A 25,771-nucleotide genomic window follows, 5' to 3' on the forward strand; every position below is an offset into this window, starting at 1 on the left:
CTGACCGGCGGCTGATCGGCCGCGGCGCCGGGCGTGGAGGTACGCCCGGCGCCGCGGCCATGGGATTACCTGCCGTGCAGCTGACGCAGGAACTGGTGCGTCGACGGCAGCGTGTCGATCAGCTCCCGCTGGGTCTTCTTGATCTGCTGGAACACGGCCTGGGCCGACTCGATCTGCTCGGGCCGGGCGGCCAGTGCGGGCAGCGCGTGGTCGGGCAGCTCGTCGAGGCCGGCGAGGATGCAGTAGTAGTTCGAGTTGTTCCAGAAGTTGCGGAACTCGGCCTCGAAGTTGGCGTAGTAGGTGCCCTCGTCGGTGATCGGCATGTTCACCGCGAGGCCGGCCCGGTACATCTTGATCTTCTCGGTGATGTCGTCGGCCAGCTCGAGGTCCTTGCAGGCCTTCCAGAACTCCGTGTCGTTGCGCGGGGCGAACGAGAAGTGCACCTGCAGGAAGTCGCGCGAGTCGTCGAACATCGTGTTGATCTCGGCGTTGAACCGGTCGATCAGGATCTGGTCGAAGTTCTTGTCCGGGAAGTGCTTCGCCAGCTGGAACAGCGCCGCGGTGATGAAGTAGATGCCGGTGGACTCCAGCGGCTCCAGGAAGCACGACGACAGGCCGATGCCGACGACGTTGCGGACCCAGGTGCGGCGGTTGCGCCCGGACCGGAACTTGATGTGGTTGAGCGGCTGGGTCTCGGGGTCCAGGCCCCACATCTTGCAGAACTCCAGCGTCGCGTCGTCGCGGGACTGGAACCGGCTGGAGAAGACGTAGCCGGTGCCGAAGCGGCCCAGCATGGGGATCTTCCAGGTCCAGCCGGAGGACATCGCGATCGAGGAGGTGTAGGGCTCCACGCCCGTGGCCTCGTCGTCGTTCGGGACCTGGGTGGCCACCGCGGAGTCGTTCATCAGGTGGTCGCTCATGTCCAGGAACGGCTCGCGCATCGCGCCGTTGATGAGCAGCGCGCGGAAGCCCGAGCAGTCGACGAAGAAGTCGGCCTCGATCAGCTTCCCGCCCTTGGTGCGCAGGCCGGTGACGTACCCCCGGTAGTCGATGACGGCCTCGGTCATCTCGTCCTCGACGTGGATGACGCCCTGCTTCTCGGTCGAGAAGCGCTTGAGGAACGCGGCGACGAGGTTGGTGTCGAAGTGCCAGGCGTAGTTCGTCCAGCGGGTCCCGTCGAGGTACTTCGGCGACAGGTTGCGGTCCATCACCGGGGGCTCGCGGTAGCAGGCGTAGTCGAACGGCTCATCGGTCCGGCCGGCCAGCCGGTCGGCCACCCAGTGGTGCGACAGCGGCAGGTTCTCGTGGTTGGGCAGCAGGCCGAACAGGTGGTAGTAGTAGTCCGGCTTGCCGTCGATCGAGCGCGGCGTCGACTGGCCCGCGCCGGGGGTGCGCCAGTTGAGGAACTTGATGCCCATCTTGTAGCTGGCGTTGACCTCCCGCATCCACTCGTCCTCGGGGATGCCGAGGAAGTCGAAGAAGGTCTTGTGCAGGTTGGGCACCGTCGCCTCGCCGACGCCGATCCGCGGGATCGTGGGCGCCTCGAGCACGGTGACCTTCACGTTGGGGCCGAGCGCCTTGCCCAGGTAGGCGGCGGACATCCAGCCCGCAGTGCCGCCACCCAGGATGACGACGCTCTTGATCCTCTGGTCTTCCACCGGGTTGGTCCTCACTTCTGTGTCGGGACGGGACTTTCGGTGCGCAGCCCCTACGCCGGGACCGGGTCGAGCCGGCCGGCGACGGTGGCGTGCGCGAGGTTGAGCAACTGCATGTGGCTGGTGCCTTCGAGGAACTCGGTGGCCCGGGCGTCCCGGGCCAGCTTGTCCAGGAGCGGGTGCTCCAGCCGGGCGCCGGGGCCGAAGTACGAGCAGGCGAGCGTCGTCGCGTCGATGGCGAGGCGGGCCCCGCTCAGCTTCGCCGCCGACGCCAGGTGACCGTCCTCGGGCCGCTCGTCGACGGCCGACGCGGCAAGTGTCACCAGGCGGCGCGTGCCGTCGAGCCGGCAGCGGAGCCGGTCGAGGTCGTGCCGCTCGCTCGCCGTCAGGTCGCGGCGGTTGTCGTTGACGTATCGCCAGGCGGCCCGGGCGATGCCCAGCGCGATGGCGGCCACGGCCGGGCGCAGCAGGTTGAACGTGCGGATGAAGCCCCACATCCCGCGCCGGCTGGGCGAGAGGTGGCGCCCGAGCACCTGCTCCGGCGGGATCGCGACCCCGTCGAGGCGGATGGCGCTCAGCATGAGCCCGCGCAGGCCGATGGTCGGGATGCGGTGCGCGGTGAAGCCGGGCGCCGTCGTGTCGAGCATGACGGCGCCGATGCCGAACGGGCCCGGTGCGGTACGTCCGAACACGACAGCCAGCTGCGCCCGCGCGGCGTTGCCGATGTAGCGCTTCTCCCCCTCGACAGTCACGCCGCCGTCCGGGGCCGGCGTGAACGAGGTGAGCATGGAGGCGGCGTCCGAGCCGCGGCCGGGCTCCGTGAGCGCGAAGCAGGTCCACAGCTGCTGCGCGGCCATCCGCTCGTAGAACCACGCCTGCTGGCGTTCGTCGCCGAGCACCTGCACCAGCACCCCGGCCAGCAGCGGCCCGGGTGAGGCGACGAGGACGCCGGCGTCGGCCGCGGCCAGCTCCTCCATGACGATGACGCGCTCGAGGGCGGTGGTGCCGTCGAAGGTGTACGGGCCGATGCGGTCCGGGGTCCGGTAGGCCGCGGGCACGCCCATCGTCGACAGGAACTTCACCCCGGCCAGGCCGAGGTGGTCGCGGATCGCCTCGGGGTCGCGGTCGACGGCCGGCGCGAGGGGGCGGAACTCGGTGCCCCACTCCCGCGCCTGGGCCCGCAGCAGGCGGTGCCGGTGGTCGATGCTCACCATGCCGGTGCCGTCCCGCAGTAGACCTCGGCGAGGACCTCGGAGAGGTAGGCGGTCTCCCCCGCGCTGCCGATGAGGTAGCCGCTCGCCCCGAGCAGCCGCGACAGCTCGCGGTCGGCCCGGGTCAGCCCGGCGTGCAGATACTGGGTGTCCGCGTCGGACATGACGTCCTCCTGGGCGCCGCGCAGCGTGGCGTCGACCTCGATGTGGATGGCCACCGCCTCGGCCAGGGCGGCCCGCACCAGCTGCTGCTGCAGCAGGGTGCCGCTGGTGCCGGTGCGGCGGGCGGCGAGGTACTGCACGCACGCCCGCCGCAGCCCCTCGGACAGCCCCAGCCGCAGCCAGAGCAGCCCGGTGCGCCACGCGCCGGCCGGCACCGCCGGGGCCTGCGCGACACCGACCGGGACCGTCACCCGCATCGCCACGAGGTCGCCGTCCGCCCAGGGCCCGCCCACGACGGGGATCTCGACGGCGGCCGACCGCGAGGCGCGCCGGCCGTTGCACCAGACCTCCTGCGCGGCCGCGGCCATCTCGGCCGGGACGAGCGCGTGCCCGCCCGGCCCGCACGGCAGCGCGTCCGGCAGCAGCGACGCGCCGAGCGACAGCAGCCCGGCGACCACGCCCTTCTCGCGGGCCGCGGCCCTGGTCTCCGGCCCGTTCAGCTTCGGCGCCCGCAGCACGGCGGTCACGGTCTCGCCGCCGGGAAATTGGCAAGGGCAACACCCAGATCGCCGGTCTGCGGGTCGTAGCTGACGAGCGCGGTCGCGGGCTGGACCCGGCCGGGGCCGTAGCCGTCGAGCAGGCCGAAGACGCCGGTGGCGCGGTAGCCGATCGGGGCGACCCGGGCCGCCGGTGACAGCCGGCCGAAGTCCACGCCGCCGCCGTCGACGAGCACCTCGCCCACCGGGCCGTGCCGCCGGTGGAGATCGGCAAGCGTGTCGGCGGCGGCGGCGAGCGCCTCGGCGGGCGCGATGCCGCTGCGGTGCTCGACGTGGATCGGCGCGCCGGTGCCGTCGGTGGTGAGCAGCAGGGCCACCCCGGCGTCGCCGGCCGGCGCGTGGTGCGCCGGTGACGTGCCGGCCGGGAACCGCTTCTCGTACGGCAGCGTCGCCTGGTCGAGGGCCAGGACGAGGATCCGGCGCCAGCCGTGCCGGCGGCCGTACTCGGCGGCCACCCGCAGGGCGGTGTAGGGCGCGCAGGAGCCGTTCTCCAGCAGCGACAGGGACAGCCGGTTGCCGGTGACCGCCTCGGTGAGGTGGGTCACGGCCGAATACCGGCAGTCCAGGTCGGGCGTGGCGTGCGCGACGACGCACAGCTCGACCGGCTCGCCGTCCGGCTCCACGGCCTCGGCCAGCACGCGGGCCATCTCCGCATACGTGTTGCCGGCCGGGCCGGCCAGCTCGGGGCGGTACGTCAGGCCGTACAGGCCCGTGAGGTCGGCGAAGTGCCGCGCCGAGAAGTCGTCGTCGATGCGCCGCACGCCGCCACCGGTGAACCGGCGGCGCACGACCCGCCGCAGGCCCAACCCGGCCCGCGGCGGCGCCGGCTCGGTCAGCGGCGCTGGTGTGGCCTCGAGGAGCGCTGGTGCGCCGGCCCGGTACATCTCAGCCTGCCTCGGCGATGACGAAGTCGGCGAGCGTGCGGACGGACTCGAAGTGGCCGAGCTGGAGGTTCTCGGTGTCGAACTCGACGTCGAGCTCCTCCTCGATCTTCAGCATCAGGTCGAGCACGCCGGTGGAGTCCAGGCCGAGCTCGTCGAAGAGCTTCGCGTCCTCGGTCACCGCGCCGGTGTCGGCCGCGATCACCTGGGGCAGCAGCTCGACGATGGTGGCCACGACCTGGTCGCGGTCGATGCTGGTGGTACGCGTCATGGTCGGCGGTCCCTTCAGTTGGGGAGGTGCTGCGCACGCAGGAGGTCCTCCGGCGTGTCGCGGTCTCGGATGATGTGGTGGCGGCCCTCGTGGACGAGGACCTCGGCCGGGTAGCCGTGGCTCAGGAAGTGCACGGGCGAGGCGGACGGGCCGTAGGCGCCCGAGCGCAGGATGCCGAGCAGGTCGCCGGGGCCCAGGTCGGGCAGCGCGGCCTTCTTCAGCAGCGTGTCGTTGGGGGTGCACAGCGGGCCGGTGACGGTCCACTCCCCCGTGGCCGGCTCGTCGATCCGGTTGAGCAGCCGCACCGGGAAGTTGCGCTTGACGAACGACCCGATGCCGACCGCGGCCATGTGGTGGTTGGTGCCGCCGTCGGAGACGGCGAACCGCTCGCCCATCGACGTCTTCACGTAGCGGACCCGGGTCACGTAGACGCCGGAGGTCGCGGTCAGGTAGCGGCCGAGCTCCATGACGATCCGGGTGTGCGGGTGGGCGTCGGCGAACGCGGTCAGGACCGGGGCGAGCGAGGTGGTGAGCACCTCGACGTCGAGATCCTCCTCGCCGTCGAAGTACGCGACCCCGAGGCCGCCGCCGACGTCGGCGAACTCCAGCGGGAAGTCGAGCGCCGTGGAGATCCGCTCGGCCAGGTCGAGGATGCGCACGGTGTTGGCCACCACCGCCTCCTCGCTGAGGATGCGGGTGCCCATGTACGCCTGAACACCGTGCAGCCGCACGTTCGGCAAGCGCTTGCCCAGGTCGGGCTCGGCCAGCAGCTGCTCCTCGTCGATGCCGAACTGCCGCGGCTTGCCGCCCATCGTCAGCCCGGAGCCCTTGACCGCGAAGCTCGGGTTGACCCGCAGCGCGACGTTGGCCCGCACGCCCCGCGCGCCGGCCAGCTCGTCGAGCAGCTCCAGCTCGCCGAACGACTCGACGATCACGGTGGCGATGCCGTGCTCCAGGCAGGCGTCGAGCTCCGCCCGGCTCTTGCCCGGGCCGAGGAACACGATGTCGCGGGGCGGCACCCCGGCCCGCAGCGCGGTCAGCAGCTCCGTCATCGACGAGACCTCGGCCCGCGCGCCCGCGCCGTGCAGCACGGCGCAGATGGCGATGTTCGGGTTCGACTTCAGCGAGAAGAAGATCTCCAGTCGGGCCGGCAGGGCGTCGTACAGAGCCCGCAGGCGCCCGGTGAGCTCCGCGCCGTCGTAGACGTACAGGGGCGTCCCGTACCGGTCGGCCAGCTCGCCGATGCCGATGCCCTGCACGCTGTACTCAGTGGCCATCCACCGCTCCATCCAGTGTCGCAAGCCGGCGCGTGACGTCCGCGTCGATCGCGTCCAGCTCCTCGACGGACCCGGCGATCACCACGCCGTAGAGCCGGCCGTCGAAGGGTTCGGCGGCCCGGGCGGCCGCGTTGACGGTGGCGAAGTTGTTGACGACCAGGCCGGAGCGGCCGGGCGCGGTCAGCAGCCGGTCGCCCAGGGCGGCCCGCACCTCGCCGAAGCCGACGGGGCCGGACAGCCGCATCGGGTAGTGCCGCGCCATCGCCCACCAGCCGGGGGCGAGGAGCCGCTCCTGGATGCGGGCCTGGTACGTCGACATGTTGTTGCGGGCGTTGATCTCGATGACCGGGTACAGCCGCCCGCTCGTGTCCAGCAGCGCGTCGACGCCGACGACGCCGTAGTACCCGTCGGTGGCCAGCCGCTCGCCGATGCGCTCGGCCGCCGTGCGGACCTCCGCCTGCACCTCGTCGGTGAGCCGGGCCGGCATGACGTGTCCCTTGTGGACACCGCGCTCGGTGAGCGCCTCCTTGACGAAGTCGAACGACGCGCGCCCGTCGAGCCCGACGGTGCACTGGTAGTTGAGGTCGGTCTGCTTGTCGACCCAGGACTCGACGATGAACGCGATGTGCTGGTTGCCGGTGCGCTCGGCCTGCTTGGCGATCATCCGGTACAGCCGCTCCAGGCGCTGCTTGCTGTCGATGACCTGCAGGCCCTTGCCGGAGACGCCGAACGCCTCCTTGACCACGACCTTGCGGCCGGTGTCGAGCAGGGCCGCGGCCTCGGGCAGCAGCCGGGCGAACTCGTCGACGCTCTCGGCCGTCCAGCCCTGGGGCTGGCGCAGGCCGAGCTCGTCGGCGACCTTGCGGCTGTACACCTTGCTGTTGACGTGGCGGCAGATCTGGGCGCAGGGCGCGGCCAGCCCCAGGCCGGTCTTCGCGGCCAGGGTCTCCTCGGCCGTGGAGACGCCGTGGGGCAGCAGCATGGCGCCCTGCTCGGCGAGCTTGGCCAGCCGGCCGAGGAGTACCTCGTCGGCCAGGACGGCGTCGGTGACGGTCGCTGTCCGGTCACCTTGTATGCGCTGGATGCTGAGGGGAGCGGCCACGTGGACGGTCGGCAGGTCGAAACCGGCGTCGGCCAGGTAGCGCAGGTACTGCTCGTCCGGCGGACGAGCCAGCACCACGTGGTCGTCGCCGCCGGCCAGCAGCACGGCGAACTCGTCCATCGCGTTGACCACGGCGGCCGCGCCGTCGGTGGAGAACTGCGGGAGACGCGGCTCGTCGCGGCCCCACTGGGCCTCCACCTCGAAGTTGCCGAGGAAGACCAGCGGGGTGTGCGCGGAGCCGATCAAGGTCTGCTTGAGGCGCCTCGAAAACGCCTCCGTTGGCTGCGGCATGTCGACCATCCTGTGTCGCTAGTGCTCGAAGACCATGGCGGCGAACGCCTGGCCGAGGCCGGCCGCGGTCATGAGGTACTTGTCGCCCGGGCGGAGCCGCCCGAGCTGCACGACCCGCTCGTGGTTGATGAACGGGTCGGCACAGAAGCAGTGGCCGGTCAGCGGCATGTTGTCGAGGAAGATGCGCTCCTTGGGCAGGCCCAGGTTGTCGGCCGCGACCGTCCACGACACCCGGTTGACGTTGTGCGGCAGGATCAGCGCGAGGTCGTCGAGCGTCAGCCCGGCCTCGTCGAGCGCCGCGTGGACGACTTCGGCCAGCGCGTCCTGGTAGATGCGCCGGGCGAACTTGGCGTTCTCCGGCGTCATGTCGATGAGGCCGTCGGTGCGGCCGTGCACGCGGGCCGCGTAGCCGAGCATGCGGTCCCGGTCGCCGTCCGCGCCGACGAGCACGGCGGCGACACCTTCGCCCATGACGGAGACGTCGACGACGACCTGGGTGAACGGGGTGGCCGTCTTGTCGCCGGCCAGGATGAGCGCGAGGGCGTCGGGGTCACCGTCCGCGGCGAGCAGCGTCGCCGCGACGTCGACCGCGAGCAGGCCGCTGGCGCAGCCGTGGTCGGAGACCGCGAACGTGCGGGCCCTGTGCAGGCCGAGCGCGTCGCGCACCTCGTGCAGCGGGCTGATCGGGTACGGGGCGGTGGTGCGCAGGCCCTTCGCCCGGATCACGTACTTGACCCGGTCCTCCTGACCGGCCAGCGCGTCGAGCTTCGAGGCGGCCGCGATGAGCAGCTCGGCCTCGGACTGCTCCGACTGGCAGATCCGGTCCAGCCCGTAGAGCCGGTTGAACCGGCGCAGCTGGTGGTGGTCCAGGCCCAGTGGCTCCTGGAGATCGGCGAGGGCGACAGTGTCGGGCAGGTATGTCGACACCGCGAGCAACGACGTCATCGGACTCCCTCCGGGCGGTTGGTGGCGAACGACTTCATCCTCAAGGGCCGGGCTGACCGGCCGCTGACGGAAGGCTGATAACGGAGAAAGCCCGGTGCGGCGGGCGCATCCGGGCTTTCTCCTGCGGCTGTACCGCAGCCGCGTTACCCGCAGCCGCCGGCGTGCCCGTCGTCGGAGCCCACGCCGAGGCCGACGGCGGCGCCGACGGACACGGGCATCGCCGGTGCCGGCGCAGCCCGCTCGCGCAGGTGCGCGGCGAACTCGGCGAGGCGGTCCAGGCCCCAGAACCGGCTGCGGGCGTGGACGAAGAACGGCACCCCGAACACGCCGTCGGTGCAGATCTGCTCCAGGATCGCCGCGCCCTGCAGCCGCAGTTCGGGGTCGTCGGCGGCGCCCGCCGCCGCGCCCGGGTCGAAGCCGAGCTCCCGGGCGATGTCGGCGACGGTCTCCCGGTCGCAGATGTCGCGCCCCTGCTCCCACCGGGCCCGGTAGGCCGCGGCGATGTACCCGGGCCCGCACCCGTGGCGCAGCGCGACCAGGTAGGCCAGGTGGGGTACCTCCCACACCGGCTCCCGGTCGATCGGCCAGCGCAGGGCCAGGCCCTCGCGCTTGCAGAGCCGGCCGACGTCCTGCAGGACGTAGAGGTGCTTGGCCCGGGACATCGCGGAGTAGGGGAACTTCGCCCGGCGCTGCTCCAGCATGGCCCGGCTGGCCTCGTCGGGCTCCCAGAACGGGACCCACTCCACCTGCTCCGCGATGTCGCGGTATTCGCCGAGCAGCCGGCGGTACGCCAGCCACGAGTACGGACTGCGCAGCGAGAAGTAGAACCGTGGTCCCGCCATCACAACACCAGCCCCCCGTCGACACCGAACGACTGGCCGGTGATGTACGCGGCCCGGTCGGAGACCAGGAACGCGACGAGGTCGGCCACCTCCTCCGGACGCCCCAGGCGGCCCAGCGGGATCCGGCCGGTGATGCCCGCCCGGTGCTCGCCGGACATCGCCGTGATCATGTCGGTGTCGATGAACCCGGGCGCCACCGCGTTGACCCGCACGCCGTAGCCGGCGAGCTCCTTGGCCAGCGCCTTGGTGAACCCGATGATGCCGGCCTTGGAGGCGGAGTAGTTCGTCTGGGTCGCGTTGCCGTAGACCCCGGCCACCGACGACATGGTGACGATCGCGCCGGCGCGCCGCTTCATCATGAGGAACGCCGCGGCCCGGCACAGGTTGAAGGTGCCGGTCAGGTTCACCCGCAGCACCGCGTCCCAGTCGGCCTCGCTCAGCAGGACGAGGGGGTTGTCCCGCACGATCCCGGCCGACGGCACGACCGCCGCGACCGGCCCGAGCTGGGACTCGGCCGCGCGGACGAACCTGTCGACGGCCTTGCGGTCGGCCACGTCCACCTGCACGGCGAGCACTGCCGCACCGAGCCCCTCGGCCTCGACGGTGACCTCCTTGGCCGCCTGCTCGTTGGACTGAAAGCAGAAGGCGACGTCGTACCCCTCCCGCGCGAGCGTGGTCACGACGTGCCGACCGATCCCGCGCGAGCCGCCGCTGACCACCGCGACCGGCCGGCTCACGCGACACCCTCCACTGTGGATGAGTTTGCGAACCGGAACAGCGCGCAGCCGACCGTGCCGGCCGGGTCGAGCCCGGTCACCAGCCCGATCCGGCCCCGCTCGGCGTCCCCGGCCGTGGCCAGCAGCGCGGCGATCTGCAGCGCGCCGGCCGCGGCGGAGCCGTCGCCGACCAGCCCGGACGCCCGGATCTGCGCCGGGGCGGTCCCGCCGAACACCGAGCGCAGGGCCGCCTGCTCGTGCTCGCCGAACCGGCCCGGCAACCCGAGCGGTGCGACGAGCGCGACGTCGGCGGCGTCCGCCCCGGCGTCGGCCAGCGCGGCCCGGACGCACGCGGCCAGGGTGTCGCCGGCCGTCTCGTCCGCGTGGAAGGCCATGAACCGGGTGCCGAGGACCTCGGCGACCGGCCCGCCGGGCACCGTGGCCGCCTCCCGGTCCTCGAGCAGCAGCAGGGCGCCGCCCTCGCCGAGGGGCTGGGGTTCACCGGCCGCGCGGCCGTGGTACTCCAGCCAGGACCGCTGCACCGAGTACTCCTCGGCCGCCCCGGTCAGCACCTGCCGGCAGTGCCCGCCCCGCCACAGCCGCACCGCGTAGGCGAGCGCCAGCAGGCCGGTGAGCCAGCCCCCGGCGATAGTCGCGTTGGGTCCGGTGATGTGATACCAGATCGCGCTCTGCCCGGCCGCCCGGTTCATGACCGTGTTGGGGAACCGGGCCGGGTCGACCCGGTAGGGCTTCTCTCCCGTGAGCGAGTCGCGGGTGAAGTCCATGATGCTCTGCACGCTGCCCGAGCCGGTGCCGAGCACCAGGCCGAGCCCGTCGCCGGAGGCGGCCGGGTCGAACGGCGCGTCCTTGAGCAGCTGCCCGACGAGCGCTACGGCGATCGCGGTGACCCGGTCCATCGAGCGGGTCCCCTTGGCTCCGAGGTGCTCCTTGGCGCTGAAGCCCGGGATGAGCCCGGCCCGGTCGAGCGGGACCGGCTCCTCCCCCGGCTCCAGGGTCCGCACCCCGGAGACACCGGAGCGCAGCCCGGCCGTGAACGGCTCCGCACCCAGCCCGTAGGCCGACAGGGCCGTCCAGGCCGAGACGACCGGCCGGCTCACTTCGACCCGTCCGCGTGGGTACCGCTGACCACCGCCAGGAGGGCGTCGTCGAAGTCGACGAGGCTCCAGTCGCGACGGTTCTCGATGACCGCCCAGCCGTGCGTGATCTTCCCGGTGGCCGTCTGGATCAGCGTGTCGCCGCGCTTGACGTAGGTGTCCATGCGCGCGGTGAAGGTGAGGCGCTTGTAGACGTCCTCGACGACGAAGACCGTGTAGAGGTCCTCCTCCATCTTGCACTCGTCGAGGATCGTGATCTGGTTCTGCGGTACCACCGGGATCCAGTTCTGCTCGTCGAGCATGAGCTTGATCGAGCGGCCGCGGTCCTCCATGAACCGGTCCAGGACCTCCTCCATCTGGCGCAGGTAGCCCGACATCTGCAGCCGCTCGGTGAAGTGGCAGTAGAAGTACCGCATGCGCGAGGACCAGCCCGTGGCGTTCTGGCCGGCGATGAGCGTCTGGATCGGGTCGGCGCCGGCGGGGAGTGCGATCTGCACGCCGCCGGTGCCGAGGCGGTCGACGGCGATCGGGGCGAGCTCGGCCGGGACCGGCTCGGCGTCCCAGCCGCGCGGGTCGAGGCGCAGGCTCACGCCGACCGTCGAGCGGGTGGCCTTGAGCCGCTTGCCGTCGCGCTCGACGAACAGCTCGACGCGCAGCTTCAGCTGGCCGCCCTCGATGCCGCGCGGGCTGACGACGGCGGTGGCGAGGTCGTCGATGTGGAACGCGTGCAGGATCCGGCTGTCGATGTCGACCAGGTCGACGCACAGGCCGTAGCGCTCGTAGAGCGTGCCGGCCGCGTAGCCGTGCTCGCGGAAGTAGCTCAGGACCGCGTCCTCGACCATGTAGTTGACGTGCTTGAAGCCGATCCAGGTGCAGATGTTGGAGCCCTCGTAGCGGGGGCGCACGTCGACCACGGTGTCCCCGGCGGCGAGCGGGGTGGCGGGCGGCGCGGACAGGGTGGCAGTCATGTGTGCTCCAGTTCGAGTGAGTGGTTGGCCCGTGCGGCACCGGGAAGTCCCCGGGCCCGCAGGAAGTCGCAGACCGCAGCGGCGAGCCGCTCCGGCTCCTGCAGCATCGGGAAGTGGCCGCAGTCCGGCAGCACGACCCGCAGCGCGTCGGGCAGGGCGGCGGCCAGCTGCGCGCCACCGGCGGCCGGCGCGGCGATGTCCCGGTCGCCGCCGATGACGAGCGCCGGGACCGTGACACCGCCCAGGTCGAGCAGCGGCGTGCGCAGGTACATGTCGAACCACTGCGTCCAGCCGTAGGGGCCGACCCGGTCCCGCAGCCGCTTGGCGAGCCAGTCCCGGTGCGTCTCGGAGTAGCGGGCCGCCTCGCCGAGCCGCAGCGCCTCGGCGAAGACGAGGTGGAAGTTGTTCAGGTAGTGGCTGATCGCCGGCCAGTCGAACGACTCGGCCTGCGAGCGGTAGAACGGGCTCACGAGCACCGCCGCCCGCGGGCGGATCGTGCCCTTGGCCAGCGCCTCGAGCACCAGCCCGGCCGAGAACGAATGGGCCACGACGATGTCGGCCGCCGTCCGGTTGACCAGGTCGGTGACGACCCAGCGCGGGTCGAACCGCAGCGGCCACAGCGGGTCGCCCAGGGCCTGCCAGGGCAGCTCGCTGTTCCACACCTCGCAGGCCGCTCCCGCCCGGTCCGCGAACCGCTCCCAGGCGGCCGAGTGCCCGCCCAGGCCGTGCAGCAGGAGCATCCGCGGGCGCCCGGCCGGGCCGGACCCGGAGAACTCCGGGTCCGGCACCGGGTGCCGCCAGGCGCGCCCGCCGGCGTCGGCACTCATCGGGGCGCCTCGTGGCGGTACCGGCCCAGGATGAGCACGGCGTTGTTCCCGGCGAAGGCCAGTGCGTTGTTCTGCACCACGTCGACGCTCACCCGGCGGGCCTCGTTCGGCACGCAGTCGATGTCGCACTCGGGGTCGGTCTCGCGGTGGTTGATCGTCGGCGGGATGAACTGCTCGTGGATGGCCAGCGCGCAGGCCGCGGAGGCCAGTGCGCTGGCCGCGCCCATCGTGTGCCCGATCATGGACTTGATCGAGATGGTGGGCGGCAGCTCCTTGAACACCTTGCGGATCGCGGCGACCTCGCTCACGTCGTTGGCCCGGGTCCCGGTGCCGTGGGCGGAGATGAAGTCGACGTCCTCCGCCGTGATCCCGGCGTTGCGGTGCGCCCGCCCGATGCACCGGGCCAGGCTGTCCGGGTCCGGCGCCACCGGGTGCAGCGCGTCGCAGTTGAGGCCGTAGCCGAGCACCTCGGCGTAGATCCGCGCGCCGCGGGCCAGCGCCGACTCCAGGCTCTCCATCACGAGCATCCCGGCGCCCTCGCCGGTGAGGATGCCCTTGCGGTCGCGGTCGAACGGCCGGCACACGTCCGGCGCGATGGTGCCCAGGCGGTAGAACCCGGTGAACGTCTTGCGGCACACCGCGTCCGCACCGCCGCTCAGCGCGATCTCCACGTCGCCGGTCCGGATGGCGTCGTAGCCGTCGCCGATGGCGTAGTTGCCCGCGGCGCACGCCGTCGGGATGGTCACCGCCTCCACGTCGGTGAGTTGCAGCTCCCGCACCACGGTCGCGGCCAGCCGGCCGGCCCCGCTGCGCCGGGCGACGACGCCGTCGAGCGACTCCGGCCCGGTCTGCAGCTGCCGGCCGATGAGCGTGTCGAGGTCACGGGACTCGCCGTCGGTCGTGCCGACCGAGACGAGCACCCGCCGGGCCCGCAGCTCGTCGAGCTCCAGCCCGGCGTCGGCGACCGCCATCCGCGCCGCGGCGGCGGAGAACTGGCTGGCCCGGCCCAGGGTGTCGGGGTCGAGGTTCTGAATCCACCGCTCGGGCTCGAAGCCCTCGATCTCGCAGCCCATCGCGTGCTGGAAACCGGTGGTGTCGAACGCCGTGATCGGCTTGGCGCCGCTGCGCCCGGCCAGGATGCCGGCGAGGAACTCGCCGACCCCGGCTCCGATGGGTGACAGGACGCCGAGTCCGGTGATGACGACCCGGCGTCCCGAAGGAATGTCTGCGCGCACCACTCGCTCCAATCGCCCGCCCTAGGCGCCTGCTGCGCGGTTACTTCGCGGCCGCGGCGTCGTCGACGACCGCGATGACGCCCTCGAGGTTCACCATCCGCGACAGCTGGTCCTGGTCGATCTCGATGTCGAAGGTGCGCTCCAGGGCCGAGAGGATCTCGATGGAGCCCAGCGAGTCGGCGTCGTGGTCCTCCTTGAACCGGCTGGTGGCGGTCACCTCGGCCGGGTCGATCTCGAGGATCTCGCAGACGATCTCCTTGATCTTCGCCTGGTAGTCCGCGGCGAGAGTGGTCGAGCTGGTCATGTCACGCTCCTGGCGGTCGTAAGGACTGGCGGGCGGCCCCGGCCTGAGGCCGCCCGATCGAACTCTGCGCCGCGCCGCTATACGATTTCTATATAGGGACGCGGGGGTCTGTAGCCGGCCGGTGGGCCGCTTTTCATTGCACGGCAAGGGGATCCGGCGCGCCGACGAGGATGGAGTGGTACACCTGGCGCAGCAGTGCGCCCGGGTCCAGTCCCAGCTCCTCGGCCAGGATCCGCCGGCCCTCCTGATACACACCGAGTGCGTCGGCCTGCCTGTCGCACCGGTAGAACGTGGTCATGAGCTGAGCCCGGAACCGCTCGCGCATCGGATAGCGGCGCACCAGGCTGGTGAGCTCGGGCAGCGACTGCACGTGCCGGCCCAGAGCCAGCTCGGCCTCGATGCGGCCCTCCAGCGCGGTGACCCGGGCCTCCTCCAGCCGCACCCACTCGGCGTCGACCAGGTGCTCGGTCGCGCCGGCCAGCGCGGGCTCGCGCCAGAGGTCGAGGGCGGCGCGCAGCCGGCGGGCCGCCTCCTCGTAACGCCCGGCCCGCAGCGCCGCGCTGCCGAGCAGGCTGTCGCGCTCGAACTGGGCGAGGTCGAAGGTGTGCGCGCCCGGGCGCAGGATGTATCCGGGCGCCCGGCGCTTGATGTCGACCCCCGGCCCGAGGATCTTGCGCAGCCGGGAGACGTACGTGTAGATCTGGGCGTTCATCGTGGCGGGCGGGTGCTCCCCCCACAGGTACCGGCTCAGCGTGCTGTCGGTGAGGTAGTGGTTGCCGGCGAGCAGCAGGGCGGCCAGGACGGTGCGCTGCTTGGCCCCGTCGATGGGCAGCTCCTCGCCGTCGCGGCGCACCTCGATCGGGCCGAGGATCCGATACTCCAATGTGGACATGTGACCGAGCCTTCGCATCAGCCGAGGACGCTGTCCCGGACGAGGATCTGGCGGTACAGCTGGTGCATCGCCGGGCCGGGCTCCAGCCCGAGGTCCTCGGCGAGCTGCTGGCGGGCGCGGTGGAAGACGTCGAGGGCCTCGACCTGGCGGCCGTTGCGATACAGGGCGACCATGAGCTGCTCACTGAAGCGCTCGTGCTCGGGGTATTCGGCGGTGAGCTGGCGCAGCTCGGTGAGCACCTGGCGGGTCTGGCCGACGGCGAGCTTGGCGGTGATGAGGTCCTCGTAGGTGCCGAGCCGGCGCTCGTTGAGCCGGGTGGCCTCGATCCGGCAGCGGGGGCCGTCGAGGGTGTCGAACAGCGCCGGGCCGCGCCACAGCCGCAGTGAGCGCTCCAGCAGCCCGATGGCCTCCTGCGGCTCGCGGGTGACGGCGGCCGCGCCGCGGTCGGCGAGGTCGTAGAACCAGTGGATGTCGGTGTCGGCGGGCGCCATCTCCAGCACGTAGCCGTGGTTGACCGTGCGCAGCAGCCGGTCACCGGGGCGGCCGGTGACGCTCTCGATGAGCTTGCGCAGCCGCACGACGTTGGCCTGCAGGGCGTTGCGGGCGTTGGCCATCGGCCGGTTCGCCCAGAGCTCGTCGACCAGCTGGTCGAAGGGCAGCGGCCGGCCGGCGTTCAGGGCGAGTAACGCCAGGACGGCGCGGACCCGCCGCGACGGCACGGCGACGAGCTCGTCGCCGTGGGCGATGGACAAAGAGCCAAGCAGATTGATCTTCACGAATTTCCTCCCCGTTGGACAGATCCCGGACAGGACCCGGCGGAGCGACCCGTTGCGGGGCGCTCTGAGGCACAGCACTCGTTGCCAAAGAATGGCGAAGGCTGGGCGTGCTCACGCGGAAGAATAGAAACTGCGGAGAGCCAAGAGACCTACCGGCCGACGTGTTCAGGCTCGGCGGCGCGAATGAGCGTTCGTCCGAAGTGTAGGTCGCACGCACTCCCGCGCACCCCCTGAAGGTCGCAATAGGGGTCCCCTAGGCTGCGAACATGCAGGTGACATAGGTCATTTCCACTATGTGACCTGGACCACACCGACCCGTTGATGGTATCGCCGACACTTACGAAGGTTCCGGCGGCTTCGCGCATTGCCGTAGCATCGCCAGCACCGTCCCGGCCGAATCCGGCCCTCACAGATTGCCCGTGCCACGGCCCGGGAATCGGACTAAGTATTCACTCTGGCCCGGCCCGAATCCCATCTCGTAAGGGACCGCCATGACCATCGGATCGTCAATTCCCGCACTCGACGCGGCCGCCGCCGACCTGGCCGCGGTCGACCTCGCCGACCCCGGCACGTTCATCGGCACCGACCTGACGGCACTGTGGGGGCGCTTCCGCGCCGAGCGGCCGGTGCACTGGAACGCGCCCGGCCCCGACCGGCCCGGCTTCTGGGCGGTCAGCCGCTACGAGGACGCCGTCGCCGTCTACAAGGACAGCCAGCGCTTCACCTCGGCCCGCGGCAACGTGCTGGCCACGCTGCTGCAGGGCCACGACTCGGCCTCCGGCAAGATGCTCGCCGTCACCGACGGGGAGCGCCACCGCGAGATCCGCAAGCTCATGCTCACGTCGTTCTCGCCGCGCGTGCTCGGCCGGGTCGCCGAGCAGGTCCGGGCCCGCACCCGCCGGCTCTTCGAGGGCGTCGTGGGCCGCGGCCCGCTCGACTTCGCCGCCGACGTGGCCGACCACATCCCGATCAACACCATCGGCGACCTGATGAACGTGCCCCAGGAGGACCGGCAAAAGCTCGTCGACTGGAACACCCAGACGCTCAGCCGCGACAGCGCCGAGCACGACGAGTTCGAGGAGCTGCTGGCCCGCAACGAGATCCTGCTCTACTTCTCGGCCCTGGCCGCCGAGCGCCGCCGCAAGCCGGGCGACGACGTCATCAGCGCGATGGTCAACGCCACCGACCTGACCCGGCCGCTGAGCGAGGACGAGATCGTCTTCAACTGCTACAGCCTCATCCTCGGCGCCGACGAGTCCAGCCGGATGTCCTCGATCGGGGCGGTGCTGGAGCTCTCGCGCAACCCGGAGCAGTGGAACGCGCTGATCAACGGCGACGTGGCCATCGAGACGGCGGCCGAGGAGGTGCTGCGCTGGACGACCCCGGCGATGCACTTCGGCCGGCGCGCGGTCACCGACGTCGTGCTGCGCGACCAGGTGATCCGCTCCGGCGACATCATGACGATGTGGAACACCGCCGCCAACTACGACGGGGCGGTCTTCGCCGACCCGGAGCGCTTCGACCTGGCCCGCACCCCCAACCGGCACATCGCGTTCGGCTACGGCCCGCACTTCTGCCTGGGCGCGTTCCTGGGCCGCACGCACGTGGCCGCCGTGCTGGAGTCGCTGCGCGACCTGGTCGCCGAGATCCGGCTCACCGGCGAGCCGAAGCGGCTGTGGTCCAACTTCGTGTACGGGTACAGCAGCCTCCCGGTCGAGCTGAAGGCGAAGTGAGCGGTCCGCAGCTCGCGACGGGGCCGTGACCGGCGCGCACCGGCCGCTCAGGCATCCGTCAGCCGGCGGTCAGCGCCGGGCCGGACGCTGAAGACCGTCGCCTTGAGGAGGGGATTTCACAGTGGCCGAGCTGAGCAACCCGTTCGACGATGCGGAGGGCTCGTTCCTCGTCCTGGTCAATCACGAGGACCAGCACTGCATCTGGCCGGCGTTCGCCGAGCTGCCGTCCGGGTGGACGGTCGCGCAGGACGCGGCCGGCCGCGCCGAGGCGCTGGCGTACGTCGAGCGCAACTGGACCGACATGCGCCCGCGCAGCCTCCGGGAGCGCGCGGCGTGAACCCGCCGGAGGGAAACCATGACTGAAGCGATTCTGGCCGAAGGGATCCAGAAGCGGTACGGCCGGACCGTCGCCCTGCAGGGTGTCGATCTGGCCGTGCCGGCCGGCTCCGTGCTCGGCCTGCTCGGGCCGAACGGCGCCGGCAAGACCACCACGGTGCGCATCCTCACCACGCTGCTGTCGTTCGACGGGGGCCGGGCCCTCGTCGCCGGCGTGGACGTGGCGAAGGAGCCGCACGAGGTCCGCCGGCGCATCGGCCTGGCCGGGCAGTACGCCGCGGTCGACGAGATCCTCACCGGCCGGGAGAACCTCATGCTGCTCGGGCGCCTGCTGCACCTCGGGCGCCGCGGCGCCCGGGCGCGGGCGGACCAGCTGCTGGAGCGCTTCCGGCTCACCGACGCGGCCGACCGGCCGGTGTCGACCTACTCCGGGGGCATGCGCCGCCGGCTCGACCTGGCCAGCAGCCTGGTGACCAACCCGCCGGTGCTGTTCCTGGACGAGCCGTCCACCGGCCTCGACCCGGCCGCCCGCCGGGACCTGTGGGCGGCCGTGCGGGACCTGGTGAGCGACGGCGTCACAGTGCTGCTCACCACGCAGTACCTGGAGGAGGCCGACCAGCTGGCCGACCAGATCGCGGTGGTCTCGGCCGGGCGGGTCGTGGCCAACGGCACGCCGGACGAGCTCAAGCGCAAGGTCGGCGGGGAGCGGCTGGAGATCGTGGTGGCCCGGCCCGGGGAGCAGGCCGCCGCGATCGAGGCACTGGCCCGCATGGCCAGCGAGCCGCCGTCGGTCGACAGCCGCGGCGTCATCGTCGTGCACCCGCGCAGCGGGCTCGACGGGGTCGTCGACGCGGGGCGCGCGCTGCAGGTCGCCGGGGTCGAGGTGGCGAGCTTCGCCCTGCGCGGGCCGACGCTCGACGACGTGTTCCTCAACCTCGTCGGCAGCACCGCGGACCGCTGAGCACGGCGGCGGTGAACGGGGATGCAACGAATTCACTTCACGGTGCAGGACCTCGCCCGGACCCGCCTCGGTCCGGGCTGCGGCCCGGTCGCCGAGACGGCCTACGCGCTCGACCTGCTCCAGCAGGGCCCGCCGCCGGTGTTCCGGGGCTGGCGTGAGCAGGTCTCCCGGCGGCTGCACAACTGGCCGTGGCCGCGGCCGACGGCCGCGGCCACCCGGGCCGGCCGGGCTCTGGTGGACCGGGCCGGCCCGCCCGACGACCCGGGTCTGCGCCGGGCCTGGCAGCTGCTCGTGGCGCCCTACTGGAAGTCGATGGCCGACTACCTCGGCACGGTCCGCGAGGCCCGGCTGCGCGCCGCCATCGGCGGCGGGGTCGAGCTGCTGCTGACCACCCTGCACCCGGACATCATCTGGCGTCCGCCGGTGCTGGAGTTCCCGCTCCTGCCCGACCGCGAGATCCACCTGCGCGGACGGGGGCTGGCCATCCGCCCGGCGGTGTTCCTCGGCGGGCCGGCCTCGATTCTGCTGCCCGCCGAGCAGCCCGACTCCGTCGTGCTCGTGGTGGCCACTCCGCCGGACGCGGCCCAGGCCGACTGGCTCTGGGCCGCCGAGGAGCACGAGGACGGCCTGGACCGCCTCGGCGCGCTCGTCGGGGCCACCCGCGCGGCCGCGCTGAAGGCGCTGACCGCCACGTGCACCACGGCCCAGCTCGCGCAGCGGCTCGGCATCACCTCGGCCGGGGCCAGCCAGCACGCGACGGTCCTGCGCCGCAGCGGCCTCATCACCACGCAGCGGGTCCGCAACACCGCACTGCACACCGTCACCCCGCTGGGCCTGGCGCTGCTCGGCTCCTCCGAGCTGGTGTCCTGCCCGTAACGACCTACCGCACAGCGAGCCGCCGGGCAGTCGCCCGGCGGCTTCTCGTCGTGGTCCGTATTCGGGGCACAGGCCGGCGGGCGGCAGAGAGGGTACGGGGGAACCCTTCTACCGCCCGCCGGGGTCCTACCGGGGCCGGGCGCCCGCGGGCCGCCCGTCCCCTCGTCCTACGCGACGTCGGCCGTGACGGCGTCGTCGTCGCGCGGCTGGGCCAGCTGGATGCGGCGGTGCTCGGCGTCGGTGTGCAGCACCTGGACCGCCACTACGCGCTCCGAAGTGGACAGCCGGCCGCCGTTGAGCTCGTCGCGCAGCGTCTCGCTCATCCGCGTGCAGTGCAGCATCGCCAGGGGGCCGTCCTCGTATCCGGCCAGCCGCAGCAGCACGAACCCGCCGCCGCGGCGCTCCTGGCGCTCCGGCGTCGCCTGGACGACCCGCCCCTCCAGCCGCGCGCCGATCGGCGGCAGCAGCGGGGTGACGGCCGCGACGGCGCCGAGCGGCATCGCGGCGGCCGGCCCGGCACCGGCCGGCTCGGCGAGCGCGTGCAGCTTCAGCCGGATCTTGCGCTCGGCCGGGTCGACGCTGCGGATCTCGACGTCCACGTCCATGTCCGGCGAGAGGTTGGCCTGGCGGGCCTGGGCGTAGCGGACGTAGCCGTTGATGCCGTGGGCGACCGACACGAACGCGCCGACGCCCTCGCGGAGACTGATGACGCGGCCGGTGTACGTGCGCCCGACCGGATACTCGGCGACGATCCGCGGCCAGGGGTCGATCTGGTCGGCCAGCAGCGTGTAGCGCGCGACGCCGTCCAGCCCGACGGTGGCCGCACCGTCCAGCCGCTCGCCGACCCGGAACAGCCGGCGCATGTCGGAGATGGTGCGGGCGTAGTCGACGTCGGTGCTGCCGAGCACCAGGCGGCGGCGCCGGCCCTCGTCGACGACCTGGACCGCCACCCAGTCCTTGGCCACCTCCGTCACGGTGCCGGGCAGCCACTGGGTGCCGGTGTGCTCCAGCGGCACCAGGTCGTTTTCCACCACCGGCTCGTCGCGGGCCCGCTCGACCTGGCTCTTGAGCTGCCGGGCCAGGGCGGCCAGGCGCAGCCCGCTCGGTGCGTAGAGCAGCACCCTGCAGGTCGCGGCCAGGTCGCGCGGGAGGTCCTGCTCGCGCTGGGCCAGGACGATGATGCGCTTGCCGAGCACCATGCCCTGCCCGAGCACCAGCGCCGGCAGCGGAGCCGGGGCGCTGCAGTCGACCACGACGAGCTCGGCGTGCTGGACGCCGCTCCAGAGCACCTCGACGGTGCCGTCGCCGGCGAACACGTCGTCGGCCCGCTCGACGGTCAGGCCGCAGTCCTGCAGTGTCGGCTCGTAGATCTCGTTGTACAGGGCGTCGAAGTCCATCAGTGTGCCGTCGGCGAGCCTGCGCCCGCCGTGGGGCACGGCGACGAACACCACGCCGGCCTTCGGTACTTCGCACCGCACCACGCTTGCCATTCCCCCGCCTCCCCGTTTGTGTGCCCGATCGGTTGACGCTGAGCCGGCGAGCGCCGGCTTACGCGGACGGCAGCGGACCCGGCCCGCGAAGGATCGCCTTCGCCTCGGCCAGCGGGTCCACGTACGCGCCCAGGAAGTACCGCACGGCGGCCGCATGGACGCGGGCGGCCGTGTTGAGCAGCAGCGCCGCGAACGGCGCCAGCAGCAGGAACACCACCGCGGCGACGAGGGCCGAGCCCAGGTCGTCGACGATGAACGACGCCGCGCCGGACCCGTGCCCGAGCAGGAGCCCCGGGCCGTAGTCGCCGTTCGGCACGGCCCAGTACCAGGCCGGCAGCAGTACCCCGGCCAGGACCGTCACCCACAGCCCGAGCGCTACCGCGTCGAGCGGCAGCAGGATCAGCAACAGCGGGATCAGGTAGACGACGTCGCGCCGGGTGGCCCGGTCGGTCCACCGGGCCCGGAGCCGGGCCAGCAGCCCCTCGTCGGGCAGCGTCGCGTAGGTGCCGATGACCCGCTCACCGAACAGCCGCGCCCGGGCCCGCTCGACCCCGGCGCAGCCGCGCACGACGATCGCGGCCCCGGCCAGCAGCGGTACGCCGAACACGACGATGCTCAGCGCGAACGAGCTCGCGAGCACCGCCAGTGCCACGGCGAACAGCACCGGGCCCACGACGAGGTAGCTGGCCAGGTACAGCGTCGCCCGCAACGGGTGCAGCCGGAGGCTCATCCGACGCTCCGCAACAGCTGCTCCACCGCCTGGACGCGGGCGTTGAGCGCGGCGAGCTGCTCATTGAGCGTTTCCTGGTTGGCCACGGCCTGCTCGGCGAGCCTGCGGTAGGAGGCCATCGCCACCGCGTCGGCCCGGTGCCGCTGCAGCCGGAAGTATCCCAAAATACTCGCCGTGATCCCGGCTACAACAATTAAGATAATAACGATGGCGGTAATGGCGCCGCCCATAGCAGTTTCCCTTCGGATCAGTCTTCCGCAAGCGCTGCCACGATGGCCTCGGTGTTCAGGTGAAGATCGAACGGCATCAACTCGTAGTACTTCATCGCCTTGCCGTCCTCGGACAGCTCCAGCTCGCCGCGCACCAGATTGGCCGCTTCCAACCGACCTAAGTGCATGTAGAGCAGGGGGCGTGAGAGCTCGAGCCGACGGGCCAGCTCACTGACGTGCACACGACCCCGGGCGAGCTCCGCGATGACGCGCAGCCGCTGGGCATGCCCAACGGCCGCGAGCACAGTCAGGAGATCTTCGCTGTTCAGGGTGACATCCTTAGAACTCGTTCATGTGTAAGTTGACACTGACAGGTGGTGCTCTAGACTGTCAATAGCTAGCCCACTCTTTCAAGTCTTCGTCTCTGGGAACCGCCGGCACGTCCGCCGCGCGGCGGCCGGCACCTGTCGCTCCGGTCGCGCATTCACCATTCACCCCGAGGGAGCAACGGTGGCTGACAAGAATCTCATTACGCGGGTCGCGCGCTGGAGCGCGACACACGCGTGGCTGGCCATTCTCGGCTGGCTCGCGTTCGTCGTGCTGTGCCTGGTCGTCAACGCGGCGGTGGGCACGGTTCCGGCCACGAGCAATGACTATCGCGTCGGCGAAGCGGGCCGGGCGGAGCAGATCACCACCGACGCCGGGATGCCCGGCGCGGAGTACGAGCGCGTGCTCATCACCGCCAAGGACGGCCAGACGGCCACGGCGGCCGATCTGGACGCCGCCGCCGCGGACGTGACCCAGCGGATGAAGGCCATCGACCAGATCCGGGAGGTCGGCGCGCCGCTGCACCACACCAACCCGGACGCGGTCCTCGTGCCCATCTACCTGAAGGCCGGCGACACCTGGGCCCGCGACAACATCCAGGTGGTGCTCGACACCACCGCCGGCGCCCAGGCCGCCCACCCCGGCCTGCGCATCGAGGAGACCGGCAGCGTCTCGATCGACAACGGCATCGACGTGCAGCTGGGCAAGGACCTGCAGCTGGCGGAGAAGATCACCCTGCCGGCCACCCTGATCATCCTGCTGCTCGTCTTCGGCGCGCTTGTCGCCGCGGGCATCCCGGTGCTGCTCGCCCTGTCGTCGGTCGTCGCCGCGATGGGCCTGGCCGGCATCGCCTCGCACATCGTCCCCGACGCCGGCGCCACCCGTAACGTCATCCTGCTCATGGGCATGGCGGTCGGCGTCGACTACTCCCTCTTCTACCTCAAGCGCGAACGGGAGGAGCGGGCCCGCGCGGGCGGGAAGATCAGCCCGGCGGCCGCCGTCGAGCTCGCGGCCGCGACCTCCGGCCACACGGTCCTCGTGTCCGGGCTCGCCGTCACCGCCGCGATGCTGGGGCTGTACATCGAGGGCGACGTCGTGTTCAGCTCGCTCGCGACCTCGTCGGTCATCGTCGTGCTCGTCGCGATGATCGCTTCTTTGACGGTACTGCCGGCCCTGCTGGTCAAGTGCAACCGCGCGCTGGACTGGCCGATGAAGCGCCGCCACCAGAGCGAGGACCGCCCCGGCCGGGTGTGGTCGGCGCTGCTGCGCCCGGCGGTGCGGGCACCGTGGATCACGCTCGCCGGCGCCGCGCTCGTCATGCTCGCGCTCGCCGTGCCGGCGCTGACGATGCAGGTGAGCCTGCCCGGCAACGCCAGCCTCCCGCACGAGGTGCCGCAGCTCAAGACCTGGGACCGGATGCTCACCCTGTTCCCGGCCTCGGGCGTGGTGCACGTCGTCGTGGTCAAGGCCCCGGCGGCCGAGGCCGACAACGTCAGCGCCGCGCTCACGCAGCTGGCCGCCCGGGCCGCGGCCGACCCGCTGTTCGTCAAGACCGACCCGGGGCCGGTGACGACCTCGGCCGACCGGACCGTCTCGCGCATCCTGATCCCGATCTCGTTCTCCAGCGACGCGCCGGGCGCCAAGGAGTCCCTGGACCACCTGCGCGGACAGCTCGCGCCGGCCAGCCTCGGCGCGCTCAACGGCGCCGAATACGCGGTGAGCGGCGACGTCGGGCGCGACGCCGACACCGTCAAGCGGCAGGAGGACCGCCTGCCCTGGGTGGTGCTCTTCGTCGTCGTGCTCACGTTCGTCGTGATGTGGGTGGCGTACCGGTCGCTCGTCATCGCCGCGATCGCCGTCCTGCTCAACCTGCTGTCGGCCGCGGCCGCGTTCGGCGCCCTCGCACTCGTCTTCCAGCACACGTGGGCCGAGCCGCTGCTCGACTTCACCTCGAGCGGGTTCATCGTGTCCCGGGTGCCGCTGTTCCTGTTCGTCATCCTGTTCGGCCTCTCGATGGACTACCACGTGTTCGTGGTGAGCCGGATTCGCGAGCTGGTCAAGCGCGGGGTGCCGACCCGGGAGGCGGTCTACGGCGGCGCGTCGAGCTCGGCCGGCGTCATCACCGGCGCCGCGCTGGTGATGGTGTCCGTGTTCGCCAGCTTCGTGTTCACGGGCCTGCTGGAGATGAAGGAGCTCGGCTTCGGCCTGGCCGTGGCGGTGCTGCTCGACGCCTTCATCATCCGGGTGTTCATGCTGCCGTCGCTGCTGAGCCTGCTGGGCCGGCACAGCTGGTGGCCGTCGCCGCTCTCGCGGGCCCAGGCCGCCCCGCCTGTCGAGTCGTCGGTGGCCGCCGGCGACAGTGACCGGCTGGGCGCCCGCGGCTGATCCTCCCGCGCCGCACCACGGCGCCGCTCGCCTCTCGGCGAGCGGCGCCTTTTCCTTGTGCGGCCCGGGATCGCGGTGCTTAAGGGTCCGGTTAATCACCTGTCCGGCCATCGAGGCGCTTCATATCCTCGAACAGTAGAACGTGACCAGTTCGCCCCGGTCCACCTGCGAGGTCCGAATGTTTGAGGCAGTACTCGGTCAGCGTCCCGCGGTATCCGTCGCCAGTTTCCGGGCGCTGATGTCCGAGTTCCCAACGGGCGTCTCCGTCGTCACCGCACTCGACGACGGGCAGCCGCGCGGCATGACCTGCTCGTCGGTCTGCAGCGTCACCATCAAGCCGCCGACCCTGCTGGTGTGCCTGCGGGCCGCCAGCCCGACGCTCGACGCGGTGCAGCGGTCCGGGACCTTCGCGGTCAATCTGTTGCACGGCAAGGCCCAGCCGACGGCGGAGCTGTTCGCCTCCGGCGACCCGGACCGGTTCGACATCGTCAAGTGGGTCCTGCCCGAGCCGGCGGGCGGCCCGCACCTCCCCGAGGACGCGCACACCGTCGCCGACTGCCGGGTGAGCCACACCCGCAGCGTCGGCGAGCACGTGGTCGTGTTCGGCGAGATCTTCGGCATCACCCCGGCCACCGCGGACCCGCCGCTGCTCTACGGCCGCCGGCAGTTCGCCACCTGGGCCGACGCAACCCCATAA

General features: G+C 72.0%; 27 protein-coding genes. 6 read left to right on the forward strand and 21 right to left on the reverse strand.

Annotation, left to right across the window (positions count from 1 at the left end; all coding sequences use genetic code 11):
- Positions 1 to 65 precede the first annotated feature (65 nt).
- The 17 genes from Dvina_RS38575 to Dvina_RS38655 form a co-directional block, all read right to left on the reverse strand.
- Positions 66 to 1,658: a tryptophan halogenase family protein gene (locus Dvina_RS38575; RefSeq protein ID WP_223094681.1), complete on the reverse strand. Its 1,593-nt coding sequence runs from the start codon at positions 1,656 to 1,658 to the stop codon at positions 66 to 68.
- A gap of 50 nt (positions 1,659 to 1,708) precedes the next feature.
- On the reverse strand, positions 1,709 to 2,869 hold the full coding sequence (locus tag Dvina_RS38580; RefSeq protein WP_223094683.1) for an acyl-CoA dehydrogenase family protein: 1,161 nt from the start codon (positions 2,867 to 2,869) through the stop codon (positions 1,709 to 1,711).
- Positions 2,863 to 3,555 carry a hypothetical protein gene (locus tag Dvina_RS38585; protein ID WP_223094685.1) on the reverse strand — a complete coding sequence of 231 codons (693 nt, stop codon included), beginning with the start codon at positions 3,553 to 3,555 and terminating at the stop codon, positions 2,863 to 2,865. The genes Dvina_RS38580 and Dvina_RS38585 overlap by 7 nt, the downstream gene beginning before the upstream one ends.
- Complete coding sequence (locus tag Dvina_RS38590; protein ID WP_223094687.1) at positions 3,552 to 4,469, reverse strand: beta-ketoacyl-[acyl-carrier-protein] synthase family protein; 918 nt, start codon at positions 4,467 to 4,469, stop codon at positions 3,552 to 3,554. Before Dvina_RS38590 ends, Dvina_RS38585 begins: the two co-directional genes overlap by 4 nt.
- 1 nt (position 4,470) lies before the next feature.
- On the reverse strand, positions 4,471 to 4,737 hold the full coding sequence (locus tag Dvina_RS38595; protein WP_223094689.1) for an acyl carrier protein: 267 nt from the start codon (positions 4,735 to 4,737) through the stop codon (positions 4,471 to 4,473).
- A gap of 14 nt (positions 4,738 to 4,751) precedes the next feature.
- Positions 4,752 to 6,014, reverse strand: coding sequence for a type III PLP-dependent enzyme (locus tag Dvina_RS38600; protein WP_223094691.1), 1,263 nt, complete (start codon positions 6,012 to 6,014; stop codon positions 4,752 to 4,754).
- Positions 6,004 to 7,416: a preATP grasp domain-containing protein gene (locus Dvina_RS38605; RefSeq protein WP_246655595.1), complete on the reverse strand. Its 1,413-nt coding sequence runs from the start codon at positions 7,414 to 7,416 to the stop codon at positions 6,004 to 6,006. The genes Dvina_RS38600 and Dvina_RS38605 overlap by 11 nt, the downstream gene beginning before the upstream one ends.
- A gap of 9 nt (positions 7,417 to 7,425) precedes the next feature.
- Positions 7,426 to 8,352, reverse strand: coding sequence for a 3-oxoacyl-[acyl-carrier-protein] synthase III C-terminal domain-containing protein (locus Dvina_RS38610; RefSeq protein WP_223094693.1), 927 nt, complete (start codon positions 8,350 to 8,352; stop codon positions 7,426 to 7,428).
- 143 nt (positions 8,353 to 8,495) lie between these two features.
- On the reverse strand, positions 8,496 to 9,194 hold the full coding sequence (locus Dvina_RS38615; RefSeq protein WP_223094695.1) for a 2-hydroxychromene-2-carboxylate isomerase: 699 nt from the start codon (positions 9,192 to 9,194) through the stop codon (positions 8,496 to 8,498).
- Entirely contained in the window at positions 9,194 to 9,931 is a 738-nt protein-coding gene (fabG, locus tag Dvina_RS38620; RefSeq protein ID WP_223094697.1) for a 3-oxoacyl-ACP reductase FabG, read from the reverse strand. Before fabG ends, Dvina_RS38615 begins: the two co-directional genes overlap by 1 nt.
- Complete coding sequence (locus Dvina_RS38625; protein WP_223094699.1) at positions 9,928 to 11,028, reverse strand: beta-ketoacyl synthase N-terminal-like domain-containing protein; 1,101 nt, start codon at positions 11,026 to 11,028, stop codon at positions 9,928 to 9,930. Before Dvina_RS38625 ends, fabG begins: the two co-directional genes overlap by 4 nt.
- Positions 11,025 to 11,993 (reverse strand): thioesterase family protein, encoded by a 969-nt coding sequence (locus tag Dvina_RS38630; RefSeq protein ID WP_223094701.1) that lies wholly within the window; start codon positions 11,991 to 11,993, stop codon positions 11,025 to 11,027. Before Dvina_RS38630 ends, Dvina_RS38625 begins: the two co-directional genes overlap by 4 nt.
- On the reverse strand, positions 11,990 to 12,820 hold the full coding sequence (locus Dvina_RS38635) for an alpha/beta fold hydrolase (RefSeq protein ID WP_223094703.1): 831 nt from the start codon (positions 12,818 to 12,820) through the stop codon (positions 11,990 to 11,992). Before Dvina_RS38635 ends, Dvina_RS38630 begins: the two co-directional genes overlap by 4 nt.
- Complete coding sequence (locus Dvina_RS38640; protein WP_246655596.1) at positions 12,817 to 14,055, reverse strand: beta-ketoacyl-[acyl-carrier-protein] synthase family protein; 1,239 nt, start codon at positions 14,053 to 14,055, stop codon at positions 12,817 to 12,819. The genes Dvina_RS38635 and Dvina_RS38640 overlap by 4 nt, the downstream gene beginning before the upstream one ends.
- Before the next feature lie 40 nt (positions 14,056 to 14,095).
- Complete coding sequence (locus Dvina_RS38645; protein WP_223094705.1) at positions 14,096 to 14,359, reverse strand: acyl carrier protein; 264 nt, start codon at positions 14,357 to 14,359, stop codon at positions 14,096 to 14,098.
- Between the two features lie 133 nt (positions 14,360 to 14,492).
- Positions 14,493 to 15,251: an AfsR/SARP family transcriptional regulator gene (locus Dvina_RS38650; protein WP_223094707.1), complete on the reverse strand. Its 759-nt coding sequence runs from the start codon at positions 15,249 to 15,251 to the stop codon at positions 14,493 to 14,495.
- A 17-nt stretch (positions 15,252 to 15,268) separates the two neighbouring features.
- Complete coding sequence (locus Dvina_RS38655; RefSeq protein WP_223094709.1) at positions 15,269 to 16,027, reverse strand: AfsR/SARP family transcriptional regulator; 759 nt, start codon at positions 16,025 to 16,027, stop codon at positions 15,269 to 15,271.
- Positions 16,028 to 16,518: 491 nt separating this feature from the next.
- Here Dvina_RS38655 and Dvina_RS38660 point away from each other — a divergent pair, with 491 nt between their 5' ends.
- The 4 genes from Dvina_RS38660 to Dvina_RS38675 all read left to right on the forward strand — a co-directional run bounded on the left by Dvina_RS38660 (position 16,519) and on the right by Dvina_RS38675 (position 19,933).
- A complete protein-coding gene (locus Dvina_RS38660; RefSeq protein WP_223094711.1) occupies positions 16,519 to 17,760 on the forward strand; it encodes a cytochrome P450 in 1,242 nt (413 codons plus the stop codon).
- A gap of 121 nt (positions 17,761 to 17,881) precedes the next feature.
- Positions 17,882 to 18,097: an MbtH family protein gene (locus Dvina_RS38665; RefSeq protein WP_379993041.1), complete on the forward strand. Its 216-nt coding sequence runs from the start codon at positions 17,882 to 17,884 to the stop codon at positions 18,095 to 18,097.
- 18 nt (positions 18,098 to 18,115) lie between these two features.
- Positions 18,116 to 19,057 carry an ATP-binding cassette domain-containing protein gene (locus Dvina_RS38670; protein WP_223094713.1) on the forward strand — a complete coding sequence of 314 codons (942 nt, stop codon included), beginning with the start codon at positions 18,116 to 18,118 and terminating at the stop codon, positions 19,055 to 19,057.
- Positions 19,058 to 19,078: 21 nt separating this feature from the next.
- Complete coding sequence (locus tag Dvina_RS38675; protein WP_223094715.1) at positions 19,079 to 19,933, forward strand: winged helix-turn-helix domain-containing protein; 855 nt, start codon at positions 19,079 to 19,081, stop codon at positions 19,931 to 19,933.
- A gap of 167 nt (positions 19,934 to 20,100) precedes the next feature.
- On the opposite strand, the gene Dvina_RS38680 is transcribed toward Dvina_RS38675, so the two are convergent.
- Genes Dvina_RS38680 through Dvina_RS38695 form a run of 4 tightly spaced genes read right to left on the reverse strand, consistent with a single transcriptional unit; the run spans position 20,101 to position 22,691 of the window.
- Complete coding sequence (locus Dvina_RS38680) at positions 20,101 to 21,423, reverse strand: hypothetical protein (protein ID WP_223094717.1); 1,323 nt, start codon at positions 21,421 to 21,423, stop codon at positions 20,101 to 20,103.
- Between the two features lie 58 nt (positions 21,424 to 21,481).
- A complete protein-coding gene (locus Dvina_RS38685; RefSeq protein WP_223094719.1) occupies positions 21,482 to 22,153 on the reverse strand; it encodes a sensor domain-containing protein in 672 nt (223 codons plus the stop codon).
- Entirely contained in the window at positions 22,150 to 22,383 is a 234-nt protein-coding gene (locus tag Dvina_RS38690) for a hypothetical protein (protein WP_223094721.1), read from the reverse strand. The genes Dvina_RS38685 and Dvina_RS38690 overlap by 4 nt, the downstream gene beginning before the upstream one ends.
- 17 nt (positions 22,384 to 22,400) lie before the next feature.
- The gene (locus tag Dvina_RS38695) at positions 22,401 to 22,691 is read right to left on the reverse strand and encodes an ArsR/SmtB family transcription factor (protein ID WP_223105949.1); all 291 of its coding nucleotides are present in this window, start codon (positions 22,689 to 22,691) and stop codon (positions 22,401 to 22,403) included.
- Positions 22,692 to 22,872: 181 nt separating this feature from the next.
- On the opposite strand from Dvina_RS38695, the gene Dvina_RS38700 reads away from it, so the two are divergent.
- Both Dvina_RS38700 and Dvina_RS38705 read left to right on the forward strand, forming a co-directional pair.
- Entirely contained in the window at positions 22,873 to 25,074 is a 2,202-nt protein-coding gene (locus Dvina_RS38700; protein WP_223094723.1) for an MMPL family transporter, read from the forward strand.
- Between the two features lie 238 nt (positions 25,075 to 25,312).
- A complete protein-coding gene (locus Dvina_RS38705; protein WP_246655597.1) occupies positions 25,313 to 25,771 on the forward strand; it encodes a flavin reductase family protein in 459 nt (152 codons plus the stop codon).

It is taken from the genome of Dactylosporangium vinaceum (genome assembly GCF_019904175.1).
In the GTDB taxonomy this organism is placed as follows: domain Bacteria; phylum Actinomycetota; class Actinomycetes; order Mycobacteriales; family Micromonosporaceae; genus Dactylosporangium; species Dactylosporangium vinaceum.

Bases quoted from the DNA above. Each gene is read 5' to 3' on its own strand.
- Dvina_RS38580 (WP_223094683.1), bottom strand. From the start codon at position 2,869: ATGGTGAGCATCGACCACCGGCACCGCCTGCTGCGGGCCCAGGCGCGG.
- Dvina_RS38610 (WP_223094693.1), bottom strand. From the start codon at position 8,352: ATGACGTCGTTGCTCGCGGTGTCGACATACCTGCCCGACACTGTCGCC.
- Dvina_RS38685 (WP_223094719.1), bottom strand. From the start codon at position 22,153: ATGAGCCTCCGGCTGCACCCGTTGCGGGCGACGCTGTACCTGGCCAGC.
- Dvina_RS38615 (WP_223094695.1), bottom strand. From the start codon at position 9,194: ATGGCGGGACCACGGTTCTACTTCTCGCTGCGCAGTCCGTACTCGTGG.
- Dvina_RS38675 (WP_223094715.1), top strand. From the start codon at position 19,079: ATGCAACGAATTCACTTCACGGTGCAGGACCTCGCCCGGACCCGCCTC.
- Dvina_RS38645 (WP_223094705.1), bottom strand. From the start codon at position 14,359: ATGACCAGCTCGACCACTCTCGCCGCGGACTACCAGGCGAAGATCAAG.
- Dvina_RS38680 (WP_223094717.1), bottom strand. From the start codon at position 21,423: ATGGCAAGCGTGGTGCGGTGCGAAGTACCGAAGGCCGGCGTGGTGTTC.
- Dvina_RS38595 (WP_223094689.1), bottom strand. From the start codon at position 4,737: ATGACGCGTACCACCAGCATCGACCGCGACCAGGTCGTGGCCACCATC.
- Dvina_RS38605 (WP_246655595.1), bottom strand. From the start codon at position 7,416: ATGGTCGACATGCCGCAGCCAACGGAGGCGTTTTCGAGGCGCCTCAAG.
- Dvina_RS38670 (WP_223094713.1), top strand. From the start codon at position 18,116: ATGACTGAAGCGATTCTGGCCGAAGGGATCCAGAAGCGGTACGGCCGG.
- Dvina_RS38590 (WP_223094687.1), bottom strand. From the start codon at position 4,469: ATGTACCGGGCCGGCGCACCAGCGCTCCTCGAGGCCACACCAGCGCCG.
- Dvina_RS38705 (WP_246655597.1), top strand. From the start codon at position 25,313: ATGTCCGAGTTCCCAACGGGCGTCTCCGTCGTCACCGCACTCGACGAC.
- Dvina_RS38630 (WP_223094701.1), bottom strand. From the start codon at position 11,993: ATGACTGCCACCCTGTCCGCGCCGCCCGCCACCCCGCTCGCCGCCGGG.
- Dvina_RS38650 (WP_223094707.1), bottom strand. From the start codon at position 15,251: ATGTCCACATTGGAGTATCGGATCCTCGGCCCGATCGAGGTGCGCCGC.
- Dvina_RS38600 (WP_223094691.1), bottom strand. From the start codon at position 6,014: ATGGCCACTGAGTACAGCGTGCAGGGCATCGGCATCGGCGAGCTGGCC.
- Dvina_RS38690 (WP_223094721.1), bottom strand. From the start codon at position 22,383: ATGGGCGGCGCCATTACCGCCATCGTTATTATCTTAATTGTTGTAGCC.
- Dvina_RS38660 (WP_223094711.1), top strand. From the start codon at position 16,519: ATGACCATCGGATCGTCAATTCCCGCACTCGACGCGGCCGCCGCCGAC.
- Dvina_RS38635 (WP_223094703.1), bottom strand. From the start codon at position 12,820: ATGAGTGCCGACGCCGGCGGGCGCGCCTGGCGGCACCCGGTGCCGGAC.